Origin of the sequence: Nitrosomonas communis (assembly GCF_900114745.1) — a bacterium.
Classification (GTDB): Bacteria; Pseudomonadota; Gammaproteobacteria; order Burkholderiales; family Nitrosomonadaceae; genus Nitrosomonas; species Nitrosomonas communis_A.
On the sequence record NZ_FOUB01000010.1, the window covers coordinates 72,893 to 83,068 of the forward strand.

The 10,176-nt window shown below is 40.0% G+C and carries 9 protein-coding genes; 8 read left to right on the forward strand and 1 reads right to left on the reverse strand.

Annotation, left to right across the window (positions count from 1 at the left end):
• Nucleotides 1-428: 428 nt before the first annotated feature.
• The 8 genes from ilvA to BM122_RS06185 all read left to right on the forward strand — a co-directional run bounded on the left by ilvA (nucleotide 429) and on the right by BM122_RS06185 (nucleotide 8,580).
• Nucleotides 429-1,940, forward strand: a complete 1,512-nt coding sequence (gene ilvA, locus BM122_RS06150; protein ID WP_371264896.1) for a threonine ammonia-lyase, biosynthetic — start codon at nucleotides 429-431, stop codon at nucleotides 1,938-1,940.
• A gap of 248 nt (nucleotides 1,941-2,188) precedes the next feature.
• The gene (gene hfq / locus BM122_RS06155) at nucleotides 2,189-2,434 is read left to right on the forward strand and encodes an RNA chaperone Hfq (RefSeq protein WP_046849471.1); all 246 of its coding nucleotides are present in this window, start codon (nucleotides 2,189-2,191) and stop codon (nucleotides 2,432-2,434) included.
• Entirely contained in the window at nucleotides 2,427-3,638 is a 1,212-nt protein-coding gene (gene hflX / locus BM122_RS06160; protein ID WP_083398358.1) for a GTPase HflX, read from the forward strand. Before hfq ends, hflX begins: the two co-directional genes overlap by 8 nt.
• Entirely contained in the window at nucleotides 3,625-4,797 is a 1,173-nt protein-coding gene (gene hflK / locus BM122_RS06165; RefSeq protein ID WP_074904504.1) for an FtsH protease activity modulator HflK, read from the forward strand. Before hflX ends, hflK begins: the two co-directional genes overlap by 14 nt.
• Nucleotide 4,798: 1 nt before the next feature.
• Nucleotides 4,799-5,686, forward strand: a complete 888-nt coding sequence (hflC, locus tag BM122_RS06170) for a protease modulator HflC (protein WP_074904505.1) — start codon at nucleotides 4,799-4,801, stop codon at nucleotides 5,684-5,686.
• Nucleotides 5,687-5,810: 124 nt separating this feature from the next.
• Nucleotides 5,811-5,996 carry a DUF2065 domain-containing protein gene (locus BM122_RS06175; RefSeq protein WP_074904506.1) on the forward strand — a complete coding sequence of 62 codons (186 nt, stop codon included), beginning with the start codon at nucleotides 5,811-5,813 and terminating at the stop codon, nucleotides 5,994-5,996.
• A 63-nt stretch (nucleotides 5,997-6,059) separates the two neighbouring features.
• Nucleotides 6,060-7,232 (forward strand): ATP phosphoribosyltransferase regulatory subunit, encoded by a 1,173-nt coding sequence (locus BM122_RS06180; RefSeq protein ID WP_074904507.1) that lies wholly within the window; start codon nucleotides 6,060-6,062, stop codon nucleotides 7,230-7,232.
• Nucleotides 7,233-7,269: 37 nt separating this feature from the next.
• Nucleotides 7,270-8,580 carry an adenylosuccinate synthase gene (locus BM122_RS06185; RefSeq protein WP_074904508.1) on the forward strand — a complete coding sequence of 437 codons (1,311 nt, stop codon included), beginning with the start codon at nucleotides 7,270-7,272 and terminating at the stop codon, nucleotides 8,578-8,580.
• A gap of 395 nt (nucleotides 8,581-8,975) precedes the next feature.
• Here BM122_RS06185 and BM122_RS23175 read toward each other — a convergent pair whose 3' ends face one another.
• Nucleotides 8,976-9,335: a hypothetical protein gene (locus BM122_RS23175; protein ID WP_177198060.1), complete on the reverse strand. Its 360-nt coding sequence runs from the start codon at nucleotides 9,333-9,335 to the stop codon at nucleotides 8,976-8,978.
• Nucleotides 9,336-10,176: the final 841 nt, after the last annotated feature.

Sequence of the window (10,176 nt, forward strand, 5' to 3'; positions counted from 1 at the left end):
TTGTAACACTTTCAGGTTCACCCAGACTCATGATGGGCTGGGTGAATTTTTAATAAATTTCTATTTTTCTAGTATTGCAGTGAATAACCCTCTTTACTTCAAAAAATTTCAAAATATATTGTGTTGAGCCTAAACTTCAGTTTATTTCTCAATAACAAGCCTAATTCTTCCTTATTTAGAATAACTTTAATTATCTAAAGTAAATTTTAAGAACGATTCTAATGATGAAGCTAGTTTTATAGCATTTCTCTTTACCTGGTAGATCCTCCTGAATTTAGCGTGTGTCAGTAACGAGTAGTGGAATTGATTTATTTAAATAATTATGAAATTTTGCCTCTTATCAACTGCAATTCGTTTAGCATGATAGAATCAGCACATCCTATGAATTCATACTCTTAACTTTGTTTGCCACTTCCAAAATGTCATCTTTGAGGAATGATTATCTCGAAAGAGTGCTTACTGCCCGTGTTTATGATGTTGCTATAGAAACACCACTAGAGGAGGCAGTTAACCTTTCAGCACGCATTCATAACCAAGTATTTTTGAAACGAGAAGACATGCAGCGCGTATTCTCGTTCAAGTTGCGTGGTGCTTATAATAAAATGGCAAAGCTTTCTCCTGCCATGCTCAAGCGTGGCGTGATTGCTGCTTCCGCTGGTAATCATGCGCAAGGTGTTGCATTAGCTGCCCAGAAATTAGATTGCTCCGCTACGATCGTAATGCCAGTAACGACTCCTCAAATCAAGATCAATGCAGTGATGGCGCTTGGTGCAACAGTGGTACTTTATGGTAATTCTTATAACGATGCATATGAACATGCCGTAAAGCTTACGCAGCAAGAAGAGGCTACTTTTGTTCATCCTTATGATGATCCAGATGTAATAGCTGGCCAAGGGACAATTGGTATGGAAATTTTACGCCAGCATGGAACTGGAATATACGCTATATTCGTGCCGGTAGGAGGAGGGGGGCTTATTTCTGGGATTGCGGCCTATGTAAAAAGGCTATACCCCGAAATCAAGATTATCGGAGTCGAACCAGTTGATTCAGATGCCATGTATCGTTCATTACAGAAAGGACAGCGCGTTAAACTTTCGCAAGTAGGTCTATTTGCTGATGGTGTGGCAGTTAGATACGTAGGTGAAGAGACTTTTCGTTTGTGTCAAGAATTGGTTGATGAAATTTTTTTAGTCGATACGGACGCTATTTGTGCGGCTATTAAAGACGTATTTGAAGATACTCGTGCCATTCTTGAACCCTCTGGAGCGCTCTCTGTTGCTGGGTTAAAGGCCTATGTCGAGCGTGAAAAATTACGTCATGAAACACTCGTAGCGATAGCGTCAGGTGCTAACATGAATTTTGATCGTTTACGTCATGTCTCTGAACGTGCAGAATTAGGCGAACAACGTGAAGCGCTGATGGCGGTTACGATTCCTGAAGAGCCTGGTAGCTTCAAGAAATTCTGTGCCTTGTTAGGGGCAAGAAGTATTACTGAATTCAATTATCGCTATGCAGATCCCAAAGAGGCGCATGTATTTGTTGGGGTTTCAGTTCATAATCGTGAGGAAGCGCTTAATCTGATCAAAAGTCTGGAGGCAAGTGGGTTGCGTACTGAGGATATGAGCGGGAATGAAATGGCAAAATTACATATTCGTCATATGGTAGGAGGGCGTTCGAGGGAGGTTAAGAATGAGATTCTCTATCGTTTTGAATTTCCTGATAGACCAGGCGCTTTAATGAATTTTCTTGATAATATGAGTCATCTATGGAATATAAGTTTGTTCCATTATCGTAATCATGGGGCAGATTTTGGGCGCGTATTGGTAGGAATGGAAGTGCCTCCTAGTGAAAAAATTGCCTTTAAAAATTTTCTTGACAATCTTGGGTATCGATATTGGGATGAAAGCGATAACCCGGTATATAAACTGTTTTTAGCATAAATGCCTAAATTCCGATAAGCTTAGTCCTCAATTGCATTAATTCTATTTGCCAAATTGAGTATTTAAATTTTTTTTCAAATATAACCCTTGCATTTGTTAATATCCAGTTGCAATATCTTATTCTTCTATATGAATCTTTCGATGATAATCCTGTTGGGCGGAGATGGCCCACTTAAAAAATAAAGTAAAGTCTCTTATCTAATAATTATAATTAGAGATGATTAGAAATAAAAAAGGGAGGGTTGTTCATGAGTGCTAAGGGGCAGTTGTTGCAAGATCCATTTTTAAATATCCTCCGAAAGGAGCATATTCCGGTATCTATTTACTTAGTCAATGGTATTAAGTTACAAGGACATATTGATTCATTTGATCAATATGTTGTGTTATTAAAAAATTCAGTTACACAAATGGTATATAAACACGCGATCTCTACAGTAGTTCCGGCCAGGGCTGTTACTTTCCCAATTGAAGCACCCGCTGTACGTGATGATTAATCATACAGAACTAAAAACAGATAAGAATAACATTGCCATCTTAGTTGGTCTCAATCTAGGCGATAGTGATAAAGAAAGCTTGGAAGAGCTGCGTCAGCTTGCTATAAGTGATCAGCTTATAGTTCTAGCTGTCGTGGAAGGAAAGCGCTCACGCCCTGATCCTGCGACTTTTGTTGGCAGTGGTAAATTAGACGAAATCTATCAGGTTTTAAGCCAGACTAGTGCATCACTGGTAATATTCAATCATGATCTTTCCCCAATACAGCAGCGGAATCTAACTGAGCGGCTTCAGTGCCGCGTTATTGATCGAACAAGTTTAATTCTCGATATTTTTGCGCAGCGTGCTAAAAGTCGTGAAGGTAAATTGCAAGTTGAGCTTGCTCAGTTAGAATATCTTGCATCACGATTAGTACGAGGATGGACACACTTGGAGCGACAAAAAGGGGGGATTGGTTTGCGCGGTCCTGGTGAAACACAGCTTGAAACTGACCGACGATTACTTGCCAAGAGAGTTAAATTTCTGAGAGAGAAACTCATAGAGCTTCAACGCCAACGAGGAACCCAGCGACGCGCGAGGCAGCGTACTAAGGTAATGTCTGTATCTATTGTTGGTTATACTAATGCGGGTAAGTCAACTCTGTTCAATAGTCTAACCCGTTCTCAGGCCTATGCAGCTGATCAGTTGTTTGCTACGCTAGATACGACGACGCGTAAATTATTTATTCCAAAGTGCGGGGGAGTGGTTATTTCGGATACGGTTGGCTTTATTCGTGGATTGCCTCATACTTTGGTTGCCGCATTTCGTGCTACGTTGGAAGAGACAGTACAAGCTGATATGCTTTTACATGTAGTTGATGCGGCTGATCCATCCCGTAATGAGCATATTGCAGAGGTAAACAAACTACTTAAAGAAATTGGTGCAGAAAGTATTCCACAAATTTTGGTATTCAATAAAATTGATCGTACTGAATCAAGCAGGACTGCAAATTATGTGCGGGATGAGTATGGTAGAATAATGTCTATTCGGTTAAGTGCTAAGACCGGCGATGGGTTAGAATTTGTTAGATTGGCTCTGGCAGAAGCAATTGCACAGAATTCTGAAGATTTAAGAGAGAGCTTCTTGGAAGTTGGGAAAGTGAACGATAGCAGTGCTACACCTTTTTTAGAACGAGAGGAAGGATTAAATTATCATGGGATTAAATGATCCTCAATGGGGAAAAAGAAAAGGCAATTCTAGCCCTCCAGATCTGGATGATGTGCTGCGTAATATCAGCAAAAGAATTAATGAGCTTTTTGGCCGGAAGGGCGGGGGGGGTGAGGGCCCTGAAGAAGAGGGCCCCAAAAGACAAGGTGGTGGTAACATCATGGTCATTACCTTCTTGCTATTAATTGTTTGGGCTGCCAGCGGTTTTTACATTGTAGATGAGGGTCAACGCGGCGTTGTACTTCGCTTTGGCAAGCATGTTGATACTACACCAGCTGGGTTGAATTGGCATATGCCTTACCCGATTGAGAAAGTGGAAACTGTCAACGTTAGCCAAGTACGCACGATAGAAATTGGCTATCGGAACAATGTCAGAAGCAAGGTGCTAAAAGAATCGCTGATGTTGACCGATGATGAAAACATTATTGATATTCAGTTTGCTGTTCAATACATTTTAAATAATCCTGAGCATTTCTTGTTTAATAATCGTGACCCTGATAGCGCCGTGTTGCAAATCGCCGAAACGGCTATTCGTGAAGTTATCGGAAAAAGCAAAATGGATTTTGTATTGTACGAAGGACGTGAGGCAGTAGCCGCCCGGGCAACACAAATAATGCAAACTATTCTGGATCGCTACCGGATAGGCATTACTATCAGTAGAGTAACGATGCAGAATGCACAACCACCTGAACAGGTGCAGGCAGCATTCGATGATGCGGTTAAGGCTGGTCAGGATAGAGAGCGGCAACGTAATGAAGGGCAGGCTTATGCCAACGATGTGATTCCTAGAGCAAGAGGTGGTGCGGCGCGCTTACTGGAAGAGGCGGGGGGATATCAGCAGCGTGTTATTTCTAGTGCAGAGGGTGATGTCAGCCGCTTTGAGAAAATTTTTGTTGAATATAGTAAAGCACCAGCCGTAACACGTGATCGTCTATATTTAGATATGATGCAGCAGGTCCTCTCCAACACTAGTAAAATTCTGATTGATCAAAAAAGTGGTAGCAACTTGTTGTATCTACCGCTCGATAAATTGATTCAGACGGATGGGGGCGCCTCGAAACCACCCGTGACAACGCCCACGCAAGTAGCTCCAGAAGTTCCTGATGTGAGCACGCGCACACGTGAATCATTTCGCAGTCGTGAACGGGAGATAAGATAAAATGGGAAAATTATCATCGATATTATCGATCATAGTCGCTGTACTAGCTTTAATATCAAGTTCTGCAGTATTTATTGTTGATGAGCGCGAGCAAGCAATTTTATTTCAACTGGGAGAAGTCGTAGATGTAAAAACTTCACCAGGGTTGTATTTTAAGATCCCAGTGGCGCAGAATGTACGTTACTTTGATTCGCGCATACTTACCCTGGATACAGAAGAACCGGAACGCTTTATTACTTCAGAAAAGAAGAACGTTCTGGTAGATTTTTTCGTGAAATGGCGCATCATTGACGTGAAGCAATACTATATCAGTGTGCGAGGGGATGAAAACCTGGCACGGACTCGATTGGCACAAACAGTAAATTCGAGTATGCGTGATGAATTTGGTAACCGTACGGTGCATGAAGTGGTTTCAGGTGAGCGTGATAGAATCATGGAAATTATGCGTCAGAAAGCAAATGTGGATGCAAAAAAAATCGGTGTTGAAGTGGTGGATGTACGTTTGAAACGTGTTGATTTACCCCAAGAGGTTAGCGACTCAGTGTATCGCAGAATGGAAGCTGAGCGAAAGCGAGTAGCCAATGAATTACGTTCAACTGGTGCTGCAGAAGCTGAAAAGATCCGTGCAGATGCTGATCGGCAACGTGAAGTGATATTGGCTGAAGCTTACCGTGAAGCTCAGAAAATTATGGGGGAAGGTGATGGTCAGGCTGCTGCAATATATGCAGATACCTTTGGAAAGAGCCCTGAATTTTATACGTTCTATCGTAGCTTGGAAGCCTATAAAAAATCCTTTAAGGATAGAGGGGATATGTTAGTACTTGAACCCAGCTCAGAATTTTTTAAATATTTGAATAATCCAGCACATAATTCTGAAAATAAAAAATAGAGGTTAGGCTAAGTTATGCTGAATACTATTTATTTTCTGGATTTTAAGAAAAATTGATCTGGAAAAGTGAATAACGTCATAGAAAACGCAAGATCATTAAGAACTTTGCTGGAGATACTGTTGTATGTGGGATACCTTTCTGATGGCCATTGCATTAATGTTGGTATTGGAAGGTATTCTTCCTTTTACATTCCCAAATGCTTGGCGTGAGAGTTTTAGAAAACTCATTGAATTGGAAGATAATCAGATTCGATTCATCGGTTTAACGTCAATGGTGGTAGGATTAATAGTGCTCTATTTAGTGAATTAAATTCTTACAACACTTCTTTTTCTGGCAGTTAATAAATTAAGCGGCTCCTAAATCATTATTAGCATGCGTAATTGGCTTCTTCCTGAATATGTCGAAGATGTTCTGCCATCCGAGGCATTGCGTATCGAAAAAATGCGTCGCTGCATTTTAGATTTTCTTCTTGTGCATGGCTATCAGTTTGTTATTCCACCATTATTAGAATATGTGGAATCATTATTGTCAGGTAGCGGAAGTGACATGGACTTGCGCATGTTTAAAGTGTTAGATCAATTAAGCGGAAGAATGATGGGATTGCGCGCAGATAGTACACCCCAAACTGCACGCATAGATGCACATTTACTAAATGATAAAGGAGTGACTCGTCTTTGCTATGCAAATAGCGTGTTACATACTATTCCTTGCGAAATTACACGTACTCGCGAACCCTTCCAGATTGGTGCAGAATTATATGGCCACTCTGGTCTGGAAAGTGATCTTGAGATCCAATGTTTAATGTTGAAATGTCTTGCAGTATCTGGAATTGACAAAATTCATCTCGATCTGGGCCATGTAGCTATTTTCAGAAGCTTGATTAAGGATTCAGGGGTTCTCCCTGAGTTTGAAGTAGATTTATACAATGTATTACAAGCCAAAGATACAGCTGCTCTGAAGGAGCTTCTATGTGCTGGGCTTGATAAACGGCTGAATAAGCATATTCGAGATGCTCTGATGCTGCTTCCTGAATTATATGGTGGTAAAAAAATACTAGCACACGCTCGTAAAATGCTACCTAGTTATCCAGAAATTGAAAATGCGCTGGATCAGCTTGAAGTGATTGAGGAAGAGTTAAAAGAATTTGTCGATACAATAACTTTCGATTTATCTGATTTACGTGGTTATCATTATCACACAGGTATGGTATTTGCTGCTTATACACCAGGAAGTGCTAACGCAATAGCGTTGGGAGGAAGATACGATGAAATAGGCAAAGTGTTTGGAAGAGCAAGGCCGGCTACCGGCTTCAGTATGGATTTGCGGGAATTATCGAGGCTAGTCAGATCAGATACATGCTCTAAAGGGATTTTGGCGCCTTACAACAAAGATGATAAAGCACTGGAAAAAATAATTGAGCAGTTGAGAAATGATGGTCATATCGTTATAACAGAATTACCTGGAAGTGAAAACAAAGAAAACACCCTCTACTATGACAGGAAGATTATCTTGCACAATGATGTATGGCAGGTGGTGGGAATATAAATTGTCCATATACATCAAGATGAAGGAATTCTGAGATATGACCAAAAATGTAGTAGTCATTGGAACACAATGGGGAGATGAAGGGAAAGGTAAAGTTGTCGATTGGCTAACTGATCATGCAACAGGTGTCGTTCGCTTCCAGGGTGGCCATAATGCTGGTCACACGTTGGTAATCGGTACCAAAAAAACTATTTTACATCTTGTACCTTCTGGTATTTTGCGTGAGAGCGTTGTTTGCTATATTGGTAATGGGGTAGTGCTTTCTCCACAGGCTTTGCTTGAAGAAATTGATATGCTTGAGAAGGCAGGCATTGATGTTTCTCAAAGATTACGTATCAGTGAAGCTTGTCCCCTTATATTACCTCATCACATTGCTCTTGATAATGCGCGAGAAAAAGCCAGAGGTTCAGACAAAATTGGTACTACTGGTCGTGGTATTGGTCCAGCTTATGAAGATAAAGTCGCACGACGTGCAATACGTTTGCAAGATTTACTTTGCCGTGAGAGATTTATTGCTAAATTAGAAGAGATACTTGCTTATCATAATTTTGTTCTGAGAAATTATTACCAAGCGCCTATAGTTGATCTCAATAAGACAATTGATGAAAGCCTTATTGAGGCCGAGCGTATTAGGCCTATGGTGGCAGATGTGCCGCAGTTGTTATTTAAAGCTAATAAAGCAGGTAATAACCTTTTGTTTGAAGGTGCCCAGGGAGCATTGCTAGATATTGATCATGGCACTTATCCTTTTGTGACATCTAGTAATTGTATTGCTGGTGCAGCAGCATCAGGCAGTGGGGTTGGGCCACAGATGTTGCATTATGTTCTGGGTATTACTAAGGCGTATACAACTCGTGTGGGATCGGGACCATTTCCTACTGAACTTAAGGATGATGTAGGTGAGTATTTGGCTAATCGGGGTAACGAATATGGTTCTACAACGGGACGTCGCCGCCGTTGTGGTTGGTTTGATGCAGTGGCAATGAAACGTTCTACCCAGATCAATGGCGTATCGGGTTTATGCATTACTAAATTAGATGTCCTTGACGGTATCGAAACTTTGAAGCTTTGCATAGGGTATAAGTTAAATAGTAACCATACCGGCAAGGAAAAAACCCTTGGCATCTTGCCAGTAGGCGCTGATGAGTTGATCACCTGTGAGCCTATTTATGAAGAGATGCCCGGATGGAACAAGAGTACACAAGGATTAAGAGACTTTAAGCTGTTACCGAAAACAGCACAGAATTATCTAAAAAGACTGGAAGAAATCTGTGAAGTACCGATAGATATGATTTCGACGGGTCCTGATCGTGACGAAACCATTGTTTCTAGGCATCCATTTGAATAATCTTTGTATTCATTCATTTTTACCATCTTTTTTTTCGTCTTCTTCATTTTTGAGCAAGTATATTGGAGAACTCATCCCACTTGTTTTGGAATAATTCCTTTCTCGTTTTTGTTTCTTTCAATTTTTTCTAATCTATTTAAAGTTCCTGTTCAGCTTCTGCAGCCTTTGGATAAAATACGGTGACCATTCGTTTATTTATTGTATCGATTCGTTTTTTAGCCATTCTTGCTTATTGTTCGGCCTTTTACGTTTGATCATAAGCGAAGCTGGTTTTTGCTGCACACTGAGGTAATTTCTGCAGAAACTAAGGGAGAAAAAGTGCAAAGTTCAGTAAATAAAATATGAAATATTTCATTCTTTATTTTTACTAGCCAAGACTAATTTAAAGAATAATTTCATTTGAATGGGTAAATTATTAAATACCTAAGTGTGCTGCGATAGTATTCATTGCATTTATGCTGCGCATTATTTTTAGAATTTAATTTTGGAGAATATTTTATGCAACTAAAACTAATTAATTTAATGCGAGTATTAATTTTGCTAGTATCAAGTATCTTTTTATGCTCATTAGCTACTTTGGTACAAGCATCATGCAAGGGATGTCTTTGTGTGGGTGATCCCTGTCGTTTATGCTCTTTACCCCCAATGACTACTGATAAGATTGCAGAAGATGAGCCAGAAACTTGCAAAAAAATCCGAGACCAAGTAGCTCCCATATCTTCACCACCTGGTACTAATGAATATTTTGCGAGCATTGATAAGTCAACAATGGCTTGTATAAAAAATGGGGGAGATGTAATTAAAAACTCGCGTCGCAGTGAAGCTTTTCCTGCAAGGGCTTATTGTAAGCCATATATACCACCAAAAAATTAAAGTAATTTGAAATGATCGTTACTGTAAGAAATATCTAAGGTTACTTTATACATTCATACTAATTCAAGACAACTTTAATGCTAGCCGTTCTCGCCTTAAATAGAAGGTTCCTTTTTCACTTTTGGCTTAAATATAAAAACATACGAAGTTGTACTAGTGTGTATTTTTATATTCTGTGCGCTAGTTCATCGTGCGAAACTTAGAACCATGACGACATGGATACTCAACATTTCAAGAACATATAATTCCATTTCTAAATCAAAAATGACGCGAAGGCGAGCCGCAGACAGTATAAAAATAATACGGCAAGGTGAAGCTGACAAAGTCAGTTTTGATTTAGAAATGGAATAAGGAGGGCTCAATAGTAAATTCAATCTTAAATGCGAATTAAGAGCTGAAATAGAAACCAGTTCATCAATAACATTAAACTATTGAGGAAGACAGCGCCCAACCTCAATCAATCAAAGTAACGAATGAACTGGCAAGAGGGATTAATAACGATTTATCTCTATGTTTGCAAGCATTATTAGGAAAAGCTGTGGGTTTATAGTCAAAAAATGAGCAATGACGCGGATTGAAGCTTTAGCGACGAAGAAGTCATTGCTCTCCACCTATTCGCTGTAGTGGGCAAACATAGAGAGATCAAAGGTATTGATGCGTATGCGGATCGCTATTGACGTGATTGATTTCCACGACTTCCAAGTGATATAGCTTATGTTCATC